Origin of the sequence: Kocuria sp. UCD-OTCP (assembly GCF_000349605.1) — a bacterium.
GTDB lineage: Bacteria > Actinomycetota > Actinomycetes > Actinomycetales > Micrococcaceae > Kocuria > Kocuria rosea.
The window spans coordinates 39,286-58,247 of record NZ_AOSQ01000034.1 but is presented as its reverse complement, the minus strand read 5'-3'; the positions used below and the strand labels follow the sequence as shown (position 1 = coordinate 58,247).

General features: G+C 71.6%; 21 protein-coding genes and 1 pseudogene. 10 read left to right on the top strand and 12 right to left on the bottom strand.

Annotated elements, in window-relative coordinates:
• Nucleotides 1-103: 103 nt before the first annotated feature.
• The 6 genes from H488_RS30745 to H488_RS30720 all read right to left on the bottom strand — a co-directional run bounded on the left by H488_RS30745 (nt 104) and on the right by H488_RS30720 (nt 5,102).
• The gene (locus H488_RS30745) at nt 104-1,012 is read right to left on the bottom strand and encodes an SPFH domain-containing protein (RefSeq protein WP_017834049.1); all 909 of its coding nucleotides are present in this window, start codon (nt 1,010-1,012) and stop codon (nt 104-106) included.
• 191 nt (nt 1,013-1,203) lie between these two features.
• Entirely contained in the window at nt 1,204-1,566 is a 363-nt protein-coding gene (locus H488_RS30740; protein ID WP_017834048.1) for a DUF202 domain-containing protein, read from the bottom strand.
• A gap of 13 nt (nt 1,567-1,579) precedes the next feature.
• Nucleotides 1,580-1,954, bottom strand: a complete 375-nt coding sequence (locus H488_RS30735) for a YidH family protein (RefSeq protein ID WP_017834047.1) — start codon at nt 1,952-1,954, stop codon at nt 1,580-1,582.
• 93 nt (nt 1,955-2,047) lie between these two features.
• A complete protein-coding gene (locus tag H488_RS30730) occupies nt 2,048-3,265 on the bottom strand; it encodes a cytochrome P450 (protein ID WP_017834046.1) in 1,218 nt (405 codons plus the stop codon).
• A 26-nt stretch (nt 3,266-3,291) separates the two neighbouring features.
• The gene (locus H488_RS30725; protein WP_017834045.1) at nt 3,292-4,302 is read right to left on the bottom strand and encodes a PDR/VanB family oxidoreductase; all 1,011 of its coding nucleotides are present in this window, start codon (nt 4,300-4,302) and stop codon (nt 3,292-3,294) included.
• Nucleotides 4,303-4,313: 11 nt separating this feature from the next.
• A complete protein-coding gene (locus H488_RS30720) occupies nt 4,314-5,102 on the bottom strand; it encodes a coniferyl-alcohol dehydrogenase (RefSeq protein ID WP_017834044.1) in 789 nt (262 codons plus the stop codon).
• A 231-nt stretch (nt 5,103-5,333) separates the two neighbouring features.
• Here H488_RS30720 and H488_RS30715 point away from each other — a divergent pair, with 231 nt between their 5' ends.
• On the top strand, nt 5,334-6,710 hold the full coding sequence (locus tag H488_RS30715; RefSeq protein WP_017834043.1) for an aldehyde dehydrogenase family protein: 1,377 nt from the start codon (nt 5,334-5,336) through the stop codon (nt 6,708-6,710).
• Nucleotides 6,711-6,785: 75 nt separating this feature from the next.
• On the opposite strand, the gene H488_RS30710 is transcribed toward H488_RS30715, so the two are convergent.
• The gene (locus tag H488_RS30710; protein WP_043739201.1) at nt 6,786-8,165 is read right to left on the bottom strand and encodes an MFS transporter; all 1,380 of its coding nucleotides are present in this window, start codon (nt 8,163-8,165) and stop codon (nt 6,786-6,788) included.
• Between the two features lie 205 nt (nt 8,166-8,370).
• On the opposite strand from H488_RS30710, the gene H488_RS30705 reads away from it, so the two are divergent.
• Nucleotides 8,371-9,357 (top strand): MBL fold metallo-hydrolase, encoded by a 987-nt coding sequence (locus tag H488_RS30705; RefSeq protein WP_017834041.1) that lies wholly within the window; start codon nt 8,371-8,373, stop codon nt 9,355-9,357.
• Nucleotides 9,358-9,374: 17 nt separating this feature from the next.
• Here H488_RS30705 and H488_RS30700 read toward each other — a convergent pair whose 3' ends face one another.
• A complete protein-coding gene (locus H488_RS30700; protein WP_031283289.1) occupies nt 9,375-10,133 on the bottom strand; it encodes an IclR family transcriptional regulator in 759 nt (252 codons plus the stop codon).
• Nucleotides 10,134-10,200: 67 nt separating this feature from the next.
• Here H488_RS30700 and H488_RS30695 point away from each other — a divergent pair, with 67 nt between their 5' ends.
• Nucleotides 10,201-11,076 (top strand): bile acid:sodium symporter family protein, encoded by an 876-nt coding sequence (locus H488_RS30695; protein WP_017834039.1) that lies wholly within the window; start codon nt 10,201-10,203, stop codon nt 11,074-11,076.
• Nucleotides 11,077-11,136: 60 nt separating this feature from the next.
• Here H488_RS30695 and H488_RS30690 read toward each other — a convergent pair whose 3' ends face one another.
• Nucleotides 11,137-11,769: a dihydrofolate reductase family protein gene (locus H488_RS30690; protein ID WP_017834038.1), complete on the bottom strand. Its 633-nt coding sequence runs from the start codon at nt 11,767-11,769 to the stop codon at nt 11,137-11,139.
• 146 nt (nt 11,770-11,915) lie between these two features.
• Entirely contained in the window at nt 11,916-13,175 is a 1,260-nt protein-coding gene (locus tag H488_RS30685; protein ID WP_017834037.1) for an MFS transporter, read from the bottom strand.
• Nucleotides 13,176-13,276: 101 nt separating this feature from the next.
• Between H488_RS30685 and H488_RS38420 the strand changes: the two are divergent.
• From H488_RS38420 to H488_RS30680, 3 genes and pseudogenes are all read left to right on the top strand, one after another.
• Nucleotides 13,277-13,429: pseudogene (locus H488_RS38420) on the top strand (hypothetical protein); the annotation flags it as partial.
• A 173-nt stretch (nt 13,430-13,602) separates the two neighbouring features.
• Complete coding sequence (locus tag H488_RS0118630) at nt 13,603-13,968, top strand: Lrp/AsnC family transcriptional regulator (protein WP_017834036.1); 366 nt, start codon at nt 13,603-13,605, stop codon at nt 13,966-13,968.
• 339 nt (nt 13,969-14,307) lie between these two features.
• Complete coding sequence (locus H488_RS30680; protein WP_017834035.1) at nt 14,308-14,610, top strand: hypothetical protein; 303 nt, start codon at nt 14,308-14,310, stop codon at nt 14,608-14,610.
• A 33-nt stretch (nt 14,611-14,643) separates the two neighbouring features.
• On the opposite strand, the gene H488_RS30675 is transcribed toward H488_RS30680, so the two are convergent.
• Complete coding sequence (locus H488_RS30675; RefSeq protein ID WP_017834034.1) at nt 14,644-15,819, bottom strand: PP2C family protein-serine/threonine phosphatase; 1,176 nt, start codon at nt 15,817-15,819, stop codon at nt 14,644-14,646.
• Nucleotides 15,820-15,897: 78 nt separating this feature from the next.
• Between H488_RS30675 and H488_RS30670 the strand changes: the two genes are divergently transcribed.
• From H488_RS30670 to H488_RS30655, 4 genes are all read left to right on the top strand, one after another.
• Entirely contained in the window at nt 15,898-16,917 is a 1,020-nt protein-coding gene (locus tag H488_RS30670; protein ID WP_017834033.1) for a hypothetical protein, read from the top strand.
• Complete coding sequence (locus tag H488_RS30665; RefSeq protein WP_017834032.1) at nt 16,914-17,504, top strand: hypothetical protein; 591 nt, start codon at nt 16,914-16,916, stop codon at nt 17,502-17,504. The genes H488_RS30670 and H488_RS30665 overlap by 4 nt, the downstream gene beginning before the upstream one ends.
• A 161-nt stretch (nt 17,505-17,665) precedes the next feature.
• Nucleotides 17,666-18,151, top strand: coding sequence for a pyridoxamine 5'-phosphate oxidase family protein (locus H488_RS30660; RefSeq protein ID WP_017834031.1), 486 nt, complete (start codon nt 17,666-17,668; stop codon nt 18,149-18,151).
• Nucleotides 18,152-18,234: 83 nt separating this feature from the next.
• Nucleotides 18,235-18,417, top strand: coding sequence for a PspC domain-containing protein (locus H488_RS30655; protein ID WP_017834030.1), 183 nt, complete (start codon nt 18,235-18,237; stop codon nt 18,415-18,417).
• 3 nt (nt 18,418-18,420) lie between these two features.
• On the opposite strand, the gene H488_RS30650 is transcribed toward H488_RS30655, so the two are convergent.
• On the bottom strand, nt 18,421-18,873 hold the full coding sequence (locus H488_RS30650; RefSeq protein ID WP_031283282.1) for a MarR family winged helix-turn-helix transcriptional regulator: 453 nt from the start codon (nt 18,871-18,873) through the stop codon (nt 18,421-18,423).
• Nucleotides 18,874-18,962: the final 89 nt, after the last annotated feature.

Sequence of the window (18,962 nt, the reverse complement as noted above, 5' to 3'; positions counted from 1 at the left end):
CGGGAGGGGTCGAGTCGTGGTCATCCCTCATCCTGGATCACGGTCGGTGCTGATGCCAACGAGCTGACGGTCGCGGTGTGCGTGCGGGCGGGCCGAGGCCGCGCTACCGGTTCGTGTTCACGAGGACGTCCGCGGCGTCCCCGCCGAAGCAGTTCCAGGTGGCCGGCAGGGGCCCGTTCTCGTCGACGTTCCAGTTGTTCGTGATGGTCAGGCACTCGAGGACCAGGTTCTCCGCCGTGACGTTCTTGTTGCGCTCCCGGTCCGCCTCGGCATCGATCCTGGCCTGCTCGAGACGGGACTGGGCGCGGTCCACGTTCGCCTCGGCCTCCACGACCCGGTTCAGCGCGTCCTGGGCGGTCTGGTCGAGCGCCGCCGGCGGCAGCGCCACGGAGTCCAGTTGCACCCCGTAGGGGGACAGGCGTTCGGTCAGGGCCTTCTCCACGGCCTCGCGCACCTCTTCCACCTTGCCCTCGGCGCGGGCCTCCGCGGGGGTGTAGGACGCCAGGACGGTCGCGACCGCCTCCCTGGCCGCCGGCTGGACGAGCATGCCGTCGACGTTCGCGAACTGCCGGTACCGGGACCACAGCTCCTGGGCCTGTTCTCCCGTGATGGTCCACTGCACGGTCATGTGCTGGGTGCCGGAGCCGCCGCCGGCGAAGGCGATCGGGGCGTCCATCTCCGAGCGCTGCAACTGGGTGGAGAAGGTCTCCACCTCGGCCCAGGGCGCCTTGATCTGCCATCCCGCCTGCAGGGTCCGGGAGTACTTGCCGAGGCTGGTCTCGATCCCCACTTCACGTGCGCCCACTCGGGCGAGAGTCGTCCCGGCCGTGACGAGCAGCAGGAGCACCAGGGCGCTGACGGCGGTGAGGCCGGCCGCCTTCCTCGTGGCGCTGGGGTGGACGTGCTCGCCGTCCGCGTCCTTCCGGACGGTCTCCTTCGGGGACATCATCCAGCCGGCGATCGAGATCACGGTGACAAGGGCCAGGACGATGGCCGTGACGATGTAGAACATGGCTTCCTGCTCTCCACTCCTCGGAGTTCTCGCCTCCCACCGCCCTCGGCGCGGCAGTTCACTTGTGTGAACAATGCCATGCCGCGACATCGTGGAGGCCGCAGACCCCGGGTGTCGGAGCACCGCTCTTTGGGGGACCGGGTGCGCAGGCGTCCGAGTCGTCGGCCGGTCCGTCCCGGCCCCGAGAAGGATCAGGCGAGGACCACGACGACGTAGATGCCCAGGGAACCGAGAACGACCGTGGCCGCAGCGAGGCCGAGCACCCCGTGCACGTCGGCGATGACGCGCTCGGCGGTGATCCCGCTGGAGCCGCGGGTGTAGCGGGCCCGTTGGGTCAGCCAGATCGCCGTGCCGGTGACGACGGCGAGGGCGAAGAGTGACAGGACGAACGGCCCGTGGTGGGAGATCCAGCGCAGGCAGACGGCAGCGGCGGTGATCAGTGCCAGCACCGTGCGCCCCCAGGCCAGTGCGGTCCGTTCGGGCTGGAGACCGGGGTCGTCGTGCGCCGGACGCGGTGTCCGGGTGCCCGGAGGCTGTCGGGAGGAGCCGTTCATCGGGCGGCCTCGATCAGGTCTGCAGGACGAACACGACCAGGGCCCCGGACGCGAGCGCCCCGCCGATGCCCAGCAGGGGGGTGATCAGCGGCAGCGGCAGTGGCGCCTTGCGCCGCAGGCTGCGTTCCACATCCACCCAGCGCCAGGCGGCGCCGCCGCTGATGAGCACCCCGAGCAGCAGCAGGACCACGGCCAGGAAGGTGCGCACCGGCTCGGGGAAGAGATCCTCGGTGAAGGCCTCCACCGCGATGCCGCCGGCCAGGAACGCCAGGGAGGTGCGGATCCAGGCCAGGAAGGTGCGTTCGTTGGCCAGGGTGAACCGCGGATCCGGTTCCGTCCCACCGCCCAGCACGCGCGCCGAGAGGCGGTTGCGGTCCGGTGCGGGCATGGACTCATCCATGGATCGCCCCCCTGACGGTCCCGGGGCGCCGTGCCGCACGGGACGTGCCCACCGTTGGGGTCGGGGCAGTGCTCCGGAGCATCAGTGCGTTCGGCTCAGTGGTGTCAGGCGCAGGGGCATGCGGGCGAAGCCGCGCAGCACGTTGTGGATCCACGGGCTCGGCTCGCCGGTGAGTTCGATCCGGTCCACGCGCCTGGCCAGCGCCTGCAGGACGAGCTCGATCTCGATCCGGGCGATGGGCTGCCCCACGCACTGGTGCAGGCCCATGCCGAAGGCCACGTGACCGGAGGCGCTGCGGTCGAGGTCGAAGACGTCGGCGTTCCCGCCCCACTTGCGGGGGTCCCGGTTGGCCGCGCCCATGAACAGCAGGATCTTCGAGTCCGCGGGGATCCGGACGCCTCCGATCTCGGTGTCGACCGTGGAGGTGCGGTGGAACATCTGGAACGGCGACTCGACGCGCAGCGCTTCGTCGACCGCGAACTTGGCCAGCTTCGGGTCGGCCTTGAGCTTCTCCCACTGCTCGGGGTGCCGGGCGAGGCTGTAGAGCGTGTTCCCGATGCCGAAGATCGTGGTGTCCACCCCCGCGGAGAGCAGGGCGCGCACCAGCAGGGTGGCCTGTTCAGGGGCGATGCGCCCCTCCTCGGCGACCTTCCAGATGTCGGCGCCCAGGCCGGTGATCGACAGGTTCTCACGGGCGCAGCTGTCCATGATCCACGCGGCGACCTTCTCGCCCTCGGTGAAGGCCTCGGCCCGGATCTCGTTGTCGGCGCCGAAGGCGTTGAAGGCCATCGCACCGTAGGGGAGCAGGTTCTCCCGGCCTCCCGGGCGTAGGCCCACCGCGTCGGGGAACACCTTCAGGGGGTAGGGCTCGGCGATGTCCTTGATGCCGTCGACGTCCCCCTGGGCCACCACCCGCTCGGCCAGTTCCTCCGCGAAGGGGGCGAACTGCTCCCGCAGCCGGCGCATGGTGGACGGGGAGATGACCCCGGCCAGGCCCCGGCGCATCACGGTGTGCGTGGGCGGGTCGGACTCCAGGATCGAGGGCGGGCGCCACTCGGGTTCCTTGCGGATGTCCTTGGGGCCGAGGCCACCGCTGGAGCAGTAGGACTCGAAGTCGGTGAGGATCTCGTAGACCCACTCGTAGCGGGTCACGGCGTAGCAGCCGTGCTTCTCCAGCCACACCACGGGTCCGGCTTCCCGGAGCTTCTCGTGCAGCGGGTAGGGATTCGAGATGTTCTCGACGGAGAAGGGATCGTCGGGCAAGGACACGGCCTCAGGCCTCGTGGCGGTGACAGTCATGGTGACTCCTGTGCTGGGTCGGTGGTTCAGAGTTCCAGGGTGAGCTTGCGGCACCCGGCGGCGGCGCGGGAGACGCAGATCATCATGGCGTCGCCCGAGTGCTTCTCCTCCTCGTTGAGGATGGCGTCCCGGTGCTCGACCTCCCCTGCCACCACGCGGGTCTCGCACGTGCCGCACACTCCCGCGCGGCAGGAGGAGAGCACACGCACTCCGTGCTCCTCCACCACGTCCAGGATGGTGCGGTCCGGGGGAACGGTGACGGTGGTGCCCGTATCGGTCAGCTCCACCTCGAAGGGCTCGGCGCTGGCCCCGGCGTCGAGGTTGGCCGCGACGAAGCGCTCCAGGTGCAGCGCACCGGGGGGCCAGCCCATGCAGTAGTCCTCGATCACGCGCAGCAGCGGTTCGGGTCCGCACGCGTAGACCAGCATCTTCGCTCGCGGCAGGGCCAGTAGACCCTCGAGATCGATGCGCCCCACCTCGTCCTCCGGGTAGAGGAGGACGCGGTCCCCGTAGGCGGCCACGAGCTCGTCCGCGAAGGCCATCGAGGCCCGGCTGCGTCCGCCGTAGGCCAGGCGCCACTCGCGGCCGGCGGCTTCCGCGGCCTCGATCATCGGCAGGATCGGAGTGATGCCGATGCCGCCGGCCACGAACAGGTACTTCCGGGAGTCGACGTAGGGGAAGTTGTTGCGGGGCCCGTTGATGTGGACCGTGTCGCCCTCGGCCAGGCTCTCGTGCACGTAGGCGGAACCACCACGGGAATCGCGGGTGCGCAGCACCGACACCTGGATCCGGCTGCGGTCGGCCAGGGGCGAGCACAGGGAGTACTGGCGCATGTGGTGGGGCAGGATCAGATCGATGTGCGAGCCCGGCTCCCACTGCGGGAAGTCGGAACCGTCGGGCATGCGCAGGGTCACCCGGCGAACGCCCTCGGCCACGGTCTCGAGCCGGTCGACGAGGACTTCCTCGACCTCGTGCCGGTAGCCGTTCGTGGTCTGGTTCCCGACGGCGGGGGTGGGAACGGTGTTCACGGTGGTCATGGTTCCTCCACTCAGGCGGTCACGGACAAGGATGCGGCCACAGCGCGGTGAGCGCTCAGGCCGCCGTCGACGCACACGTCGGTGCCGTTGATCCAGGCGGCCTCCGGGCTGACGAGGAAGCCGATGGCCTGTGCGATGTCGTCCGGCTGCCCTGCGCGGCCCAGCAGGGCGACGGCGCCCTCGACCTTGTCGCGGCCGTGGTCCATCTTGAAGTCCTCCAGGATGGGGGTCTGGACGGGGCCGGGGCTGACCGAGACGACGCGCGCCCTCCCCAGGGAGGAGGCGGCGGCCTCCAGGCTCAACCAGCGGACACACTCCTTCGAGAACCGGTAGGAGTTCCCCGTGACCTCAGGGTCCGCACCGGCCAGGTCCAGGGCCGTCTCCCGGTGCTCGACGGACGTGAACGCGACGATCTGCTCGCGGCGCTCGGTCCAGCCACTGGCCACGTTGGAGGCCAGGTTGACGACCACGCCGCCCTGGACGAGCTTGGGCAGCAGAGCCCGGGTCAGATCCCGGACGCCGAAGACGTTGACGGACAGCACCAGACGCCAGGGGGCTGTGCCGGGAACGCCGGCGATGTTGAGCAGCCCGTTGATACCCTCCGGGATCCGTCCGGCGGCCGCGGCCACCCCCTCGGCCGTGGAGAGGTCCGCCTGGACGAAGGCCCCCGGGAACTCCGCGGGCGTGTTGCGGTCCACGCCGATCACCTCCGCGCCGGCATCGCGCAGGAGAGCTGCGGTGGCAGCACCGATGCCGGAGGCGGCGCCGGTGACGACGAATGTCTGTCCGTCGAGGGTCATGGACGTGGTCCTTCCAGAAGAGTGGCCCCTGCACGCTCGAATGGATCCTCCGCGTGCGGTTCGGCTGGTTCGACTCCACTATGTGGCCTGGCGTACTCCCGGTTCATCTCTCCTTTTCACTGGGTGGAAGATGGCGTGTGTCCGGTCACAGGCGAGCTCGAAGCTGGGAACAGGGGAAGTCCGCCCACCGGTCGGTGGGCGCTTCCGGAGCATGAGCGACAAGGAGATCCGGTGCCTGCCACCTACGAAGTCATCGACCCGGCCACGCTGGACACGGTCGGAGAAGTTCCGCTGCACCAGCCTGAGGACGTCGAGCGGGCGATTGCCGCCGCGGCCGCGGTCGCCCGCCACTGGGCCGCGGACCGTGAAGTCCGCCGGACGGCGCTGCGCCGGGCCTCCGAGGCGGTGCTGGCCGAGGCCGAGGGCCTCGGCCGGATCCTCTCGCTGGAGCAGGGCAAGGTCTGGGCCGAGGCCACCCAGGAGTTCAAGGTCGCGGCCGGGCTGCTGCGCCACTACGCCGACCTCGACTGGGACCTGGTCGAGACGCTGCCCGTCCGCGGCGACCGCTCCGTCCAGGTCCAGTACGCCCCCGTGGGACTGGTGGGCGCCATCACGCCCTGGAACTTCCCGATCTCCCTGCTGGCGGTGAAGCTGGCCCCGGCGCTGGTGGCCGGGTGCACCGTGATCGCCAAGCCGTCCCCGTCCACCCCGATGTCCACCCGCGCGCTGGCCGAGGTGCTCAACCGGTTCCTGCCCGAGAACGTGCTGCAGGTCGTCACCGGCCGCGGTGTCCTCTCCAGGGCGCTGTCCGAGATGCCGGGCGTGCGGAAGATCTCGTTCACCGGGTCCACGGAGATCGGGGCCGCCATCATGGCCCAGGCCGCACCGACCGTGAAGAAGGTGACGCTGGAGCTGGGCGGCAACGATCCGGCGATCGTGCTGCCGGATGCGGACCTCGAGTTCACGGCCGCCCGGATCGCCGGCTCCGCCTTCCGCAACGCCGGCCAGGTGTGCATGGCGGTCAAGCGGGTCTACGTCCCGCGGGACCGGTCGGCGGCGCTGACGGAGGCCCTGGTGGAAGCCGTCTCCGCGCTGCGGATCGGCCACGGCGTGGCCGAGGGCACCACCATGGGGCCGATGCACACCAGCGGACAGCAGCAGCTGGTGAAGGACTACGTGGCGCGGGCCGTGGCCGAGGGCGGGCGCATCGCCCACGGCGGGGAGCACGGCACGGACCTGCCGGGGCACTTCCTGGAGCCGACCGTCGTCGCCGACGCCCCGCACCACACGGATCTGGTGGCGTGCGAGCAGTTCGGTGCGGCGCTGCCGGTCGTGGCCTATGACGACCTGGACGCCACCGTGGAGGAGCTCAACGCCCAGGAGTTCGGCCTGGGCGCCTCGGTCTGGTCCCCGGACCTGGAGCGGGCCCACGAGGTGGCTGCCCGGCTGGAGGTCGGCACGGCGTGGATCAACCAGCACACCGTCGTGGAGCTGGACGCCCCGTTCGGAGGGTGGAAGGGCTCCGGGCTGGGGCGTGAGCGCGGCCGGTGGGGGCTGGGGGAGTACCTGGAGCCCCGCACCGTCAACGCCCGTCCGCACACCGGCTGACGCCGGCGGCACGGACGGCGAAGGGGCCCCGCACCGGGAACGGTGCGGGGCCCCTTCGCCGTCCGGACGAGCCGCTCAGGCCTCGATGCCCAGGCGGAGTCGCTGCTTCTGCTGGTTGACGGACGCCAGGGCGAGCACGCCGAAGGCCACCAGCAGGATGGCGGTGACCTGGAAGGCCAGCCGGTACCCGTCGGCCGGTGTGGCGGCTCCGCCGATCAGGAAGCCGCCGACGGCCGGGGCGAACACGCCGCCGGTGGTGAGCACGGCGTTGGCCACGTTGAGGTGCCCACCGCGCTGGGAGATCGTGGTCAGCTCGCCCACGATGAGGTAGGTGATGGCGAACATGGCCGGGGCGGTGCCGAACCCGATGCTCATCAGGGCCACCCCGAGGACCGGCGATGAGACGAACGTGGAGGCCAGCAGGGCGGTGCCGGCACCGGCCCCGGCCAGGCCCAGGGTCCACCCGCGCGAACGCCGGCTGGGCACGCCCCGCTGATCCATCCGCTGGATCAGGATGCTCAGACCGATCGTGGCGATGACGCCCCACGCCGCAGGCAGGGCGATGAGGGAGCCGGCCTGCTGCCCGCTGAAGCCCATGACGTTCTGGAAGTACGCCGGGCCCCAGGACATGGCCAGCGTGAAGGTCCAGTAGGCGAAGAACGATGCCATGACGGCGAAGATCCAGGTCGGGTTCATGATGCTGCGGAAGAAGGGGACCTTCTCCTCGTTGACCCGAGAGGCCCCGGGGGCGGAGACGGCGATCTCGGTGCCCTCGATCTCGCGCTCGGCCGCCAGAGAGGTGTAAGGCCCTTCCTTGCCGAGGACCATCCAGGCCGCGCACCACAGCACCCCGACCACGGCCAGGACGACGAACGCCGTGCGCCATCCGTGCTGGGCGATGACCCAGGCGAGCACCGGGGCGAAGGCCACGATGCCCAGCGTCACTCCGGAGGAAGCCACCGCGGCCGGGGTCGCCCCCTTCTTCGAGGGGAACCACTTGTAGACCGCGTGCATGAGCACCGGGGCGAGCGGGCCCTCACCGGCGCCCAGCGCCAGCCGGGACACCCACAGTGCCGGCAGGGTGGCGAAGACCACGACCGGCATCACCGACAGCGACCAGATCAGGCACAGCACCAGCAGGATGGTCTTCGCCCGGAACTTGTTGGCCAGCGGGGCCGCCACCAGCTGTGCCAGCCCGAAGGTGAGGAACATGGCACTGGCGACCAGCCCGAACTGTTCCGGGGTGATGTCCAGCTCCTCCATCAACGGCACCGCGGCCAGGCCCAGAACGGCCTTGTCGGCCCAGCTGAGCATCATGAGGAACAGCAGCAGGAAGGTCAGCATCCAGGCGTAGCGGGAGCGCTTCCTGCTGCTCCAGTGGTGCGGGTCCTTGGGGTCGATGCCCGATCCCGGCGGAACAGGCTGAGCGGATTGGGGTACGGCTGTGGTGGTCATGGCGGTGGGCTCCCGTCGTGCACCCTCGAAAGAGTGCGGGCCGTGGTGAAGTGTCTCAGCGAATCTAGGAGCCTGTGAACTGGAGCACATAGGACGTTTTCCGGCCAGTGAAAATCACGCGTTCTCCCGACCGGGAGGCGCGGGCAGAGTAGGAGCACTTCACCCGCCTGCCCGTGCAGGCCGCGCCCGATCGGAAGGCCCTCCCATGACTGACCGCGTTGCCCTCGCCGCCCCCCTCGACCAGGCCCGCGGGCTGCACGTGGTCACGCTCGGGACCGCCGCCGGCCCCGCGATCCGCTCCGAGTGTCCTGGGATCGCGACCGCCATCGTCGTCGACGGCCGGTTCTACCTCGTGGACTTCGGTCTCGGAGTCACCCGGGCCGCCCATGCGGCGGGTCTGCGCGGGGAGAACCTGAAGGCCTGCTTCGTGACCCACCTGCACTCGGACCACGTGGCCGAGATCCCCGCCTTCCTGCTGTGGAACTGGGGCCGGCCGGTGCAGGGCTTCACCGAACCGGTGCAGCTCCTGGGTCCCGGCCCGGCCGACCCCCGCGCCGGAGGGGTCGGCGTCGCGGGTCTGGTGGAGCACGTGCTGCGGGCCTACTCCTACGACATCGACGTCCGGATCGTCGACGAGGGGCGTCCGCCTCTGTACGACCTCGTGCAGGTCGAGGAGATCGGGCTGCCGGCCTCCGCGGCGGGGGCCGACGGGGAGCACACCCCCCGGATGGACCCGTTCCTGGTCTACGAGGACGAGGTCGTGCGGGTGAGCGCCATTCTCGTGGAGCACCCGCCGATCTTCCCGGCCTTCGCCTTCCGCTTCGACACCGCCTACGGATCGGTGGTGGTCTCGGGGGACACGACGGAGTGCCTCAACACGTCCACCCTGGCCGGCGGGGCGGACCTGCTGGTGCACGAGGCCGTCAACCTCGACTTCTACCGGGCACGGGATTTTGGATCGGAGTTCCTCAACCACCAGGAGATCTCGCACACCACTCCCGCCGGGGTGGGCCGAGTCGCTGCCCGGGCCGGGGTTGCCAGGGTCGTGCTGTCCCATCTGGCCGGTGTCGCCACCGACGCGGAGTGGACCGCCGGTGTCGCAGCCGAGTACGCCGGACCGGTCAGCGTGGCACGTCCCGGTGAGGTCTACGCCGTCGTTCCCGCGGAAGCCCCCGCAGGCAGTCACGCCTGACCCGGCGAGCGGGAAGGTCAGGCGGGGACTCCTAGTGAACGGGTGATCGCCGCGGAGGCCACCTGCAGCGCCGGAACGATGCGCTGAGAGTCCTTGATCCTCGCCAGGGTGACGATGCCCAGAGCGGCGATCACCTCGCCTTCGACGTCCCGGATCGGCACCGCGAGCCCGTGCGCGCCGAGGGAGTGCTCCCCGTCGGTCGTGGCATACCCGCGTCCCCGCACCGCGGCCATCTCCTGCTCCAGCCGAGGCATGTCCACGATGCTGCGCGAGGTCTCCCGCACGAGCGCCTGGGTGCAGGTCTCCCACAGCTCGGCGGACCCGTAGGCCAGCAGCACTTTCCCGCCGGCGCTGGTGTGCAACGGCAGCTTGTCGCCGGGGCGGGCGATCGGGGAGCCGACATGAGTGCCCGCGATCCGATCCAGCAGCAGCGCCTCCGTCCCGTCCAGCACGAAGAGGTTGACCACCTGGCGCGTGGCGAAGAGGACATCCTGCATGTAGGGAGCCGCCACCTGACGGAGCCCTCGTTGGATCGGGGCGAGCATCCCCAGCTTGGCCAGGCGGGGACCCACCGTGTACGTGCCGTCCGGCTGACGGCTCACCGCCCCCCACCCCGACAGCTCCTTCAGGAGCCGGTGGCAGGTGGCCACCGGAATCCCGCTGCGCCGGGAGATCTGGGACAGGCTCTGTCTGGTGTGTGTGGGATCGAAGGACCCCATGACCTCCAGGACCCGGGAAGCAACGGAACGCCCCGGGGTGGTCGCGTTGCCGGCCATGATCTCCTCTTCCACTGGGTGGAAATCTGAAAATACTCCACTGCGGTTCCTCCGCACAATGAGCGGTATGGACCTGCAGACCGTCACCGACGCCGTGGCCGCCGTGGCGGTCCCGCTCTTCGCGGTCACCAGCATGGTCGCCGTGGGTCTGGGGCACACGGTCCGGCAGTTCCTCACACCCCTCCGAGATGCTCGTCTGGTGCTGGCGGGGCTGGCGGCCAACTTCGTGATCGCTCCGGCCGTGGCCTTCGCCGTCATCACGGTCTTCGGCATCCCGCAGGAGGCCCGCATCGGTCTGATGGTCCTGGCCTGCGCCGCGGGGGCGCCCTTCGTGCTCAAACTGTCGAAGCTCGCGCGTGCGGACATGGCCGTGTCCTCGTCGTTGCTGGCGGTCATGCTGCTGGCCACCATCGGGTACATGCCCGTCGCGCTGCCCGTGCTGCTCCCCGGAGTCGAGGTCGCTCCTGGAGCCATCGCCGCAGTGCTGCTGCTGACCATGTTCCTGCCCCTGGTCGGGGCGGTGCTGCTGCGCCAGTTCACCCCGACGGCTGCGGGCCTGGCCCAGCGACCCGTCGGGCGGTTGAGCCTCGTCGCCATGGTCGTGATGCTGGCCAACCAGTTCCTCGCCGACCACCGCGAGCTGGCCGGGCTGGTCGGCACCGGAACCATCGCGGCGATCCTGGCGTTCATCGCCCTGAACTTCGGCCTCGGATGGATCCTGGGAGCGTGGAGGGCAGGAACCGGGGTCGTACTGGGCATCTCGGCGTCCCAGCGCAACATGGGCGCTGCCACCGTGGTGGTGGTCGCCAACTTCGAGGACTCCCTGGCCGTGCCCACGGTGGTGCTCGCCGGCTTCCTCGCCCTGATCGTGCTCATCCCCGTGGCCCGATGGCTCGGGCGCGGCCCCCGCCCGCAGATCGGCAGGGCACTCCCCGCGCACTGATCCATCGGTCCGCCCCGGTCAACACGCCGGTCATCACCACGCTGGGCCGGCCGAGGCGGTTCAGGCGCTCGTCCGGGTGAAGGTCACGTGGGTGACTCCACGGGGCGAGGAGGTGGCCTCGACCCGGTAGTCCGCCTCCAGGCCCTCGAGTCCCTCCCACAGGCGCACGCCGCGGCCCAGCAGGATCGGGACCACCACCACGTGCAGGTGGTCGACGAGCCCGGCCGCCAGGAAGTCGCGGACCGTGGTGGGGCCCCCACCGATGCGCACGTCCTGGCCGTCGGCGGCCGTGCGCGCCGTGTCGAGCGCCTCTGCGGGCGAGGCGTCGATGAAGTGGAACACGGTGCCGCCCTCCATCTCGATCGAGGGGCGCGGGGAATGGGTGAGGACGAAGACGGGCGTGTGGAACGGCGGGTTGGGGCCCCACCAGCCCTCCCACCCCGGGTCCTCGTGCCACCCGTGAGGACCGAACTTCCCCGCCCCCATGATCTCGGCGCCGATCCCCACACCGTGCAGCTGGGCGAAGGCGTCGTCCACGCCACCGCTGCCGCCGGGATCCCACCACCGGGTGGCGATCATCCATTCGTGCAGCCTCTGTCCGGCGTGCCCGAAGGGGGCGTCCTGGCTCAGACCTTCACCGGTGCCGAAGCCGTCGAGGGAGATGGAGAAGTTGTGGACGCGGGCCCGTGACATGGCTCGTGCTCCTTCGCACTCGGCGACTCCGTCGTCCCACGATGATGACTGCTCGGCGCGCCCGGGGAAAGAGCCGCCTGTGGCCGCCGCCGGTGCTCATCGCCTGACGGCGGACCCTCGCGTGCTGTCCCTCGTGCCCCGACCGGTCAGGCCTGCTGTCCGCGCCGCGGCCCGCGTCCGGCCCGGAGCCGGACGGTTCCCGCCAGCAGCAGGCATGCGCCCGCCAGGGTGCCCGCGAACCAGTGGACGGACGAGGGGACGCCCACCGCGCCGGCCAGGACCCCGAGGCCCAGGACCGGCACGGCACTGCCCAGATAGGTCACGACGTAGACCGCGCTGACCACCCGGGCGTTGTCGGCAGCCGGAACGGCCACGGACAGCTCGTTGAACGCCGTGCGGAACGCGACGCCCTGGGCCGCCCCGGCGAACAGGGCGGCGAGGAGCAGCAGCGGCAGGCTGGCCAGCGCGCCCGCCACCCCGATCAGCGCCGTGCCCAGGGCCATCCCCACCAGCGCCCCGGGCAGGGCCCGGACGCGGGGGCGTCCCACCAGCTGCGCCGCGGCGGACCCGACGAGCACGAGGGCCGCCAGCGCCCCGATCCCGGCCGGGGAGCTCACCCCCAGCGTTCGGGCGAAGTAGCCCGGAGCCAGCGAGAGGCTGAAGCCGAAGAGCGCAAAGCTGAGGAAACCGACCGCGGCCGCCTGCTGGAACCGCGTGCGGACCCCGGGCGGCAGGCAGAGACGGCGCGGCCGCAGAGCCTCGAAGGCCGCCGATCCCGGGGCCGGGGCGATGGCCGGCCTGGCGTGCAGCGTCCACAGCGGCACCAGGACGGCGACCAGCATGGTGCAGTGGACGGCGAAGGGAGTCGTCGTCGGGTGGGGCAGCTGCCCCAGGGCCCCGCCCAGGAGGGGGCCCGCCGCCACTCCGCCCGCCGACGCCAGGAGGGTGAAGCGGCCGGCCCACTCCGGGCGGTGGGGCAGGAGCTCCCGGAGCGCCGCGCTGCTGGCGCCGGTCACCATCGCGACGGCTGCGCCCTGCAGGACCCGGCCGGCCACGAGACCGGCGAGACCCCCGGCGGTCGCGAAGACGATCTCACCAACCAGTCCCACGAGGACCGACAGCACCAGGGCAGTGCGCCGCCCGATGTGGTCCGACCAGTGCCCGTAGAGAACGAGCCCGGCAATGAGGGCCAGGACGTAGGAGGAGAACGCCACCGTCACCTCGAAGGGGCCGAGCCCCAGGCGCTCCTGCAGCGCGGGGTACAGCGGGGTGGCCAGGTTGGCGCCCACCAGCAGCAGTGCCGTCGTGGACATGGTCAGCACCAGGCGGGAGCGCGATCCCGCGTTCCATCCCCGGCCTGCGTCGCCGGCGCCGGAGCGCATGGTCAGCTCGTTGAACACGGTCATCGCGGGCCTTCCGGTGGGATCGGCGATTGCGGGCTGTGCCGTGGGCGGCCGGCGCAGTGTGCTCACGCAGTCTGCCGGAGACTGAGTCCGGCACCACCGAGATGCTTGCGGAACTGATCACGCTGATCAAAAATTCGAGGCGGACCACTGACAGGGAGACCACCGTGACCACACTGGACGCCGTCGACATCGGGCTGCTGCTGCACCTCCTGCGGTACCCCCGGGCGCAGATCGGGGAGGTGGCGGCCGCACTCGGGGTCGCCCGCAACACCGTGGTCTCGCGGATGCGCCGGCTCGAGCGCCGGGAGGTGCTGCGCTCCGGCGGTCGAGACGTCGACCTGGCCTCCGTGGGCTTCGACGTCCTGGCGTTCCTCACCCTCGAGGTCACCCACCGGGAGCTCGACGNCGCAACACCGTGGTCTCGCGGATGCGCCGGCTCGAGCGCCGGGAGGTGCTGCGCTCCGGCGGTCGAGACGTCGACCTGGCCTCCGTGGGCTTCGACGTCCTGGCGTTCCTCACCCTCGAGGTCACCCACCGGGAGCTCGACGCCGTCGTCACCGCCCTGCGCGGCATCGACAACGTCCTGGAGGTGCACGAGATCTCGGGGCGCGGGGACGTCTGGTGCCGGGTGGCGGCGCGGGAGACCCGTGATCTGCACGCCGTCCTGCGTTCGATCCTGCGGATCCGGGGAGTCCTCCGCGCCGAGACGTCCCTGGCCCTCAGCGAGCAGATCCCCTACCGCGTCCAGCCCCTCCTGCGAACGCTGACGAAGGGCGACTCCACGTCAGCGTGAGGGCCGCTCCCCGGCGCGCTCTCGCGCTTCGCGCGCCCTGATGCGTCGACATATTTCGCCGGGCGGTTCCGGTCCGTGGTCCGGGTCGCTAGTCTCAGGTCCACCTGCGGGCAGAGGCGAATCCCCCACCAGCGCGCCGTCTGCGACTCCCGGACTCCTCGGCGTCCACCGGCGCGCCCGGTTCCATCGGGCAGCCGGGATCCGCGGGCCCCGCGACGGTCCTGGGGGTCCGGGAAGCGGGGCACTCCACCGGAAGTGTCACGCCCCGCGGGGACGGACACCGACCGGGCACAGCACGACACCACCGAGCACACCACTACGACGAAGTAGGGAAGCGCGATGACCACCACGACCGGCATCCACTCCGGATCGACACCGCCGGCACCGCAGACGATCGGTACCGGCGTCCGAGGGTTCCAGGTCCTGCCCCGGGAGCAGACCCGGCCCGGCGCCGCACCGGCCGGAAGCGCCGGGCGACCCCCCGGCCGCGGGAGTTCCGAGTGGGAACGCCCCGAGGACGACGAGGAGGTCATCACCGCGGTGCTGGCCGCCGTCAGCCACCGCTCCTCCCGGGAACGCCCCGAGGACGACGAGGTGGTCCTCACCTACACGAGCGAGCCCGCCTGCCGGCACGTGGGGTGAGCCCTCGGACCGGGCGGAGCGACCGGTGGGTGCTCAGGCGGTGCGCCGGAGCGCGAGGACCGTCGTGTCGTCATCGGCGCCGGAGGTGCCGGCGTAGTCGCTGCACAGCATCACGAGCTCTTCGGCGGTGCCGGCCAGCGTGTTGAGGGCTGCGGCGGTCGCGACGGCCGCCTCGAGGTCGTCGAAGAAGTCCAGGTAGCCGTCGGAGACCACCAGCAGGGTCTGTCCGGGCAGCAGCGTGGTGGTGTGCACGTCCCAGATCCACCCGGCCACGACCCCCAGGGGCGGGCCCGAGGAGATCAGCCGACGGTGGGCACCGTCCGGGGACAGGACCAGCGCCAGGCCGTGGCCGGCGTCGATGTAGCTCATCTCCCCTGTCCCGGTGTGCACCCGGGCGATGAAGGCGGTGATGAACGCCCCCGCCTCCTCCAGCAGCGGGGTCAGCGCCCCGGCCGCGCGCTTCATGGCCTCCGCAGGGGGGTTGTACTGGAACGTCCCGCGCAGCACGGCGCGCGCGGAGGCGGACAGCAGGGCCGCGGGGATGCCCTTGCCCATCACGTCGGTGACCATCGCCTGCACCTCGTCGCCCAGGACCATCCAGTCGTAGAAGTCCCCGCCGATGGACCGCGCCGGCAGGCACCGGCCGGCGGCCTCGACCACGGGGGTGACCAGCCCGGTGCGGGGCATGAGCATCTGCTGGATCTGTTCGGCCCGGTCCAGCTCCATCTGGGCCGCGAGCTCGCGCTCCACCCACCCGGCCATCTCCGCGAGGATGCGCCGCTCCCGCTCGTCCAGCTCGCGCGGGACGCTGTCGACCAGGCACAGGGACCCGACCGGCTCACCGCCGGGGGCGTGCAGCGGGTGGCCGGCGTAGAAGCGCACCGGGTCGTCCCCGCTGACGAACGAGCTGCCGGCGAAGCACTGCTCGGTCATCGCGTCGGCGACGATCAGCGGGGCGTCCCGGTCGACCGTGCGCGCGCACAGCGAGTCGGCGCGGGTGGCGTGGACGAGCCCGTCCAGTCCCGCCTCGGCCTTGGTGAACTGCCGGTCGGCGTCGATGAGGTTCACGGCCGCGGCCTTCACCCCGAAGACGTCCTGGGCGATGCGCACCACACGGTCGTAGCGCTCCTCCCGGGGGGTGTCCAGGATCTTCAGGGCGTGCAGGGCATCGACCCGGGCGGCCTCCGTGCGGGCCGTGTGCGTTTGCATGCCACCAGGCTATCGGGGTGGGGACCGGCGACGACCGCCGGCACCCCCCCCCGGAGGGTCTGCCCCTAGGCTGGGCGGGTGAACGCACCGACAGCCGTCGCACGGGCCGAGCGCCACCAGGTGGCGGTGTACCTGGTGACCATCGCGGCCGCGGTCCTCGTGGGCTGGACGGTGCCCGGCGCGCCGGCGCTCGCCCCGGCCATCACCCCGGTCCTGGGGCTGCTGCTGTTCGCCACGTTCCTGGCCGTCCCGTTCGCCGCACTGGGCCGGGCCTTCGCGGATCTCCGCTTCCTCGCGGCGCTGCTGGTGGTGAACTTCCTGGTCGTCCCGGTCGTGGTCCTCGGGCTGTCCCGGCCGGTCGCCGGGCACGAGGCCCTGCTGCTGGGCGTGCTGCTCGTGCTGCTGGCCCCCTGCGTGGACTACGTCATCGTCTTCACCGGCCTCGCCGGGGGCGCCGCCGACCGGCTGTTGGCGGCCGCCCCGCTGCTGATGCTCGCGCAGATGCTGCTCCTGCCTGCCTACCTGCTGCTCCTCGCCGGCCCGGAGGCGGTGGCCCTGGTGGAGCTGGGCCCCTTCGTGGAGGCGTTCGTGCTCCTGATCCTGCTGCCCCTGGCCGCGGCGGCGGCCGTGCAGCGGGCGGCGTCCCGCTCCGCCGCGGCCCGGCGGCTGGAGTCCGCGACGGGCGCGGCGATGGTGCCCCTCATGGCGCTGACCCTGTTCACCGTGATCGCCTCGCAGGTGCGCGGGGTGGGGGAGCAGCTGCCCCACCTCGCGGCGGTCGTGCCGCTCTACGCCGGCTTCCTGGTGCTCATGGTCCCGATCGGGATCCTGGCCGCCCGCCTGGCCCGCCTGGACGTGCCGGTCTCCCGGGCCCTGGTCTTCGGCGGGGTCACCCGCAACTCCCTCGTAGTGCTCCCCCTGGCCCTGGCGCTGCCGGAGCGGCTCGCGCTGACGCCGTTCGTCGTCGTCACCCAGACCCTGGTCGAGCTGGTGGGGATGGTGGTGCTGGTGCGGCTGGTCCCCGCGCTGGTGCGGGACCGCGATCCACGACACAGTGGGGGCACCACCTCGTCCCACCGAAAGGCACCCCGCCCATGACGCAGCGCCTCCGCCCCGCCACCCAGGCCCTCCGACTGTGGGGTCCGCGCCAGTGGGGCGTCGCGGTGCTCGCGGGGCTCGCCACCGCCCTGGTCCTGGGGCTCGCCACCGTGCTCATCCCCAACGGCGTCTTCAGCCGCGAGATCCCGCCCGTGTGGTGGAACTACCCCGTCTGGCTCGCCACCTCGGCGCTCACCGGTGTCCTCGTGGCCTCCTACGTGTCCCCCGTGGCCGGCGGCACCCCGCTTCCAGGGGACGACGACGTCGCCGCGGCCACCGTGGCCCGGGCCGTGGAGTCCGGCGAGCGCCGCAGCGCCCGGCTGGGCGCGGTCGGCACGTTCGCCGCCTGGTTCGCCGTGGGCTGCCCGGTCTGCAACAAGCTCGCGCTGCTGGCCCTCGGCTCCACCGGGGCCCTGACGTGGTTCGCGCCCGTCCAGCCCTGGCTGGGGGTGCTGGCGCTCGCCCTGAGCGCGTTCGCCGTGGTCCACCGCCTCGCCGGGCAGATGGCGTGCCCCGTGAACCTGCCGGTCTCCACCACGCGCAACGCGGTGGTCCCGGCCGCCGCCGAGGCGCCGGAGGGCCGGTAGGAGGGGTCGCAGCGGCGGTCCTCCCCGCGGCTTGACGGGAGCCTTTCCCCGGACCACCCCTCGTGCGACGCGCCCCGGGTTCATAGACTGGCCCTCCGCGCCGCGGACCGCAGTTCAGCAGTCGAACACCGTCAGCAGTCCACCGAAGAAGGGACCTCCCCATGACCGACCAGGACAACGGCACCGCCAAGGTGCGCCAGCTCATCAAGGACACCCGGATCGCCATGCTCACCCACGCGGACGAGCACGGGAACCTGATCTCCAAGCCGATGGCCACGCAGGACGTGGACTTCGACGGCACCGTGTACTTCATCGCCGAGCGCACCTCGGACCAGGTCCAGGACCTGCAGCAGCGGCCGGCCGTGAACGTCGCCTACGCCGGGGACGGCGCCTGGGTCTCGCTGACCGGGACGGCGCTGGTGCTCAACGACGAGGCCAAGCTCAAGGAGCTGTGGGACAGCTTCACCGGCTCCTGGCTCGAGGGCGGGCCGGAGAACCCGAACAACATCCTCATCGAGGTCACCGGCCGCTCCGCCGAGTACTGGGACACCCCCGGCGGCGGCAAGGTCACCCAGGTGGCCAACCTCGTGAAGTCCAAGGTCACCGGCGACACGATCAAGGGCGACAAGGGCGTCGTCGACCTCTGACGCCGGCCGGGGCCGTCCGCTCCGCCCGGACCGGACGGTCCCGCTCCCGGGCGTGTCCCGGGGTGCGTTGGTAGGATCCGGGCATGAACACTTCTCTGGTCCGCCCCCGCAACGGCAAGCTCATCGCCGGCGTCTGCGCGGCCCTGGCGGCCCGCTTCGGACTGCCGAAGTTCCTCCTGCGGCTGGGCTTCATCGTCTTCGGCCTGGTGGGCGTGGGGGAGCTGGTCTACATCGCCCTGTGGATCATCATCCCCAAGGAGGCCTGAGCCTCACCCCTGCTCCTCCGGCCCCGCGTGCGGGTCGGTGATTTCGCGCAGTGCTGTGAGCGCCTCGCGCAACTGGCGCATCCTCCGTTCGCCCAGGTGCGCACTCCACTCCGCCTCGATCCGGGCCTCTTCCGCGCGGGCGATCGGCACGAGCTCCGTCCCCCGGCCCGCGATCCGCACCAGCCGGGCCCGGGCGTCGCGGGGGTCGACCGTGCGCTCCACGTAGCCCGCGCGCTCGAGCCGGTCCACCAGCACCGTGGCCGTCTGCTTGGCCACCTGCGCCTGCTCGGCCAGCTCGGACAGGCGGGTCCCGTCCGGGCCGATCCGCGCCAGGATGCGCGCCTGCGGCACGGTGAGGTCCGTGTAGCCGGCCCGACGCACCGCCTCCACGATCCGGTTCTCCGCCGAGCGGTGCGCGATGAACATGAGCACCCCGATGCTGAGCTGTCCTGTCATGCTCGCCCCTCGAAATAGTCCTATGAACGAACTATAATCGGGTCACCCGGAGGACACGAGGGGCTCGGTGGCGGCCCCGTCCGCGGGCG

What these genes read in the sequence shown, in the direction of transcription:
- H488_RS30745 (WP_017834049.1), bottom strand. Translation starts at nt 1,012, where the DNA reads ATGTTCTACATCGTCACGGCCATCGTCCTGGCCCTTGTCACCGTGATC.
- H488_RS30740 (WP_017834048.1), bottom strand. Translation starts at nt 1,566, where the DNA reads ATGAACGGCTCCTCCCGACAGCCTCCGGGCACCCGGACACCGCGTCCG.
- H488_RS30735 (WP_017834047.1), bottom strand. Translation starts at nt 1,954, where the DNA reads ATGCCCGCACCGGACCGCAACCGCCTCTCGGCGCGCGTGCTGGGCGGT.
- H488_RS30730 (WP_017834046.1), bottom strand. Translation starts at nt 3,265, where the DNA reads ATGACTGTCACCGCCACGAGGCCTGAGGCCGTGTCCTTGCCCGACGAT.
- H488_RS30725 (WP_017834045.1), bottom strand. Translation starts at nt 4,302, where the DNA reads ATGACCACCGTGAACACCGTTCCCACCCCCGCCGTCGGGAACCAGACC.
- H488_RS30720 (WP_017834044.1), bottom strand. Translation starts at nt 5,102, where the DNA reads ATGACCCTCGACGGACAGACATTCGTCGTCACCGGCGCCGCCTCCGGC.
- H488_RS30710 (WP_043739201.1), bottom strand. Translation starts at nt 8,165, where the DNA reads ATGACCACCACAGCCGTACCCCAATCCGCTCAGCCTGTTCCGCCGGGA.
- H488_RS30705 (WP_017834041.1), top strand. Translation starts at nt 8,371, where the DNA reads ATGACTGACCGCGTTGCCCTCGCCGCCCCCCTCGACCAGGCCCGCGGG.
- H488_RS30700 (WP_031283289.1), bottom strand. Translation starts at nt 10,133, where the DNA reads ATGGCCGGCAACGCGACCACCCCGGGGCGTTCCGTTGCTTCCCGGGTC.
- H488_RS30695 (WP_017834039.1), top strand. Translation starts at nt 10,201, where the DNA reads ATGGACCTGCAGACCGTCACCGACGCCGTGGCCGCCGTGGCGGTCCCG.
- H488_RS30690 (WP_017834038.1), bottom strand. Translation starts at nt 11,769, where the DNA reads ATGTCACGGGCCCGCGTCCACAACTTCTCCATCTCCCTCGACGGCTTC.
- H488_RS30685 (WP_017834037.1), bottom strand. Translation starts at nt 13,175, where the DNA reads ATGACCGTGTTCAACGAGCTGACCATGCGCTCCGGCGCCGGCGACGCA.
- H488_RS0118630 (WP_017834036.1), top strand. Translation starts at nt 13,603, where the DNA reads ATGCGCCGGCTCGAGCGCCGGGAGGTGCTGCGCTCCGGCGGTCGAGAC.
- H488_RS30680 (WP_017834035.1), top strand. Translation starts at nt 14,308, where the DNA reads ATGACCACCACGACCGGCATCCACTCCGGATCGACACCGCCGGCACCG.
- H488_RS30675 (WP_017834034.1), bottom strand. Translation starts at nt 15,819, where the DNA reads ATGCAAACGCACACGGCCCGCACGGAGGCCGCCCGGGTCGATGCCCTG.
- H488_RS30665 (WP_017834032.1), top strand. Translation starts at nt 16,914, where the DNA reads ATGACGCAGCGCCTCCGCCCCGCCACCCAGGCCCTCCGACTGTGGGGT.
- H488_RS30660 (WP_017834031.1), top strand. Translation starts at nt 17,666, where the DNA reads ATGACCGACCAGGACAACGGCACCGCCAAGGTGCGCCAGCTCATCAAG.
- H488_RS30655 (WP_017834030.1), top strand. Translation starts at nt 18,235, where the DNA reads ATGAACACTTCTCTGGTCCGCCCCCGCAACGGCAAGCTCATCGCCGGC.
- H488_RS30650 (WP_031283282.1), bottom strand. Translation starts at nt 18,873, where the DNA reads ATGACAGGACAGCTCAGCATCGGGGTGCTCATGTTCATCGCGCACCGC.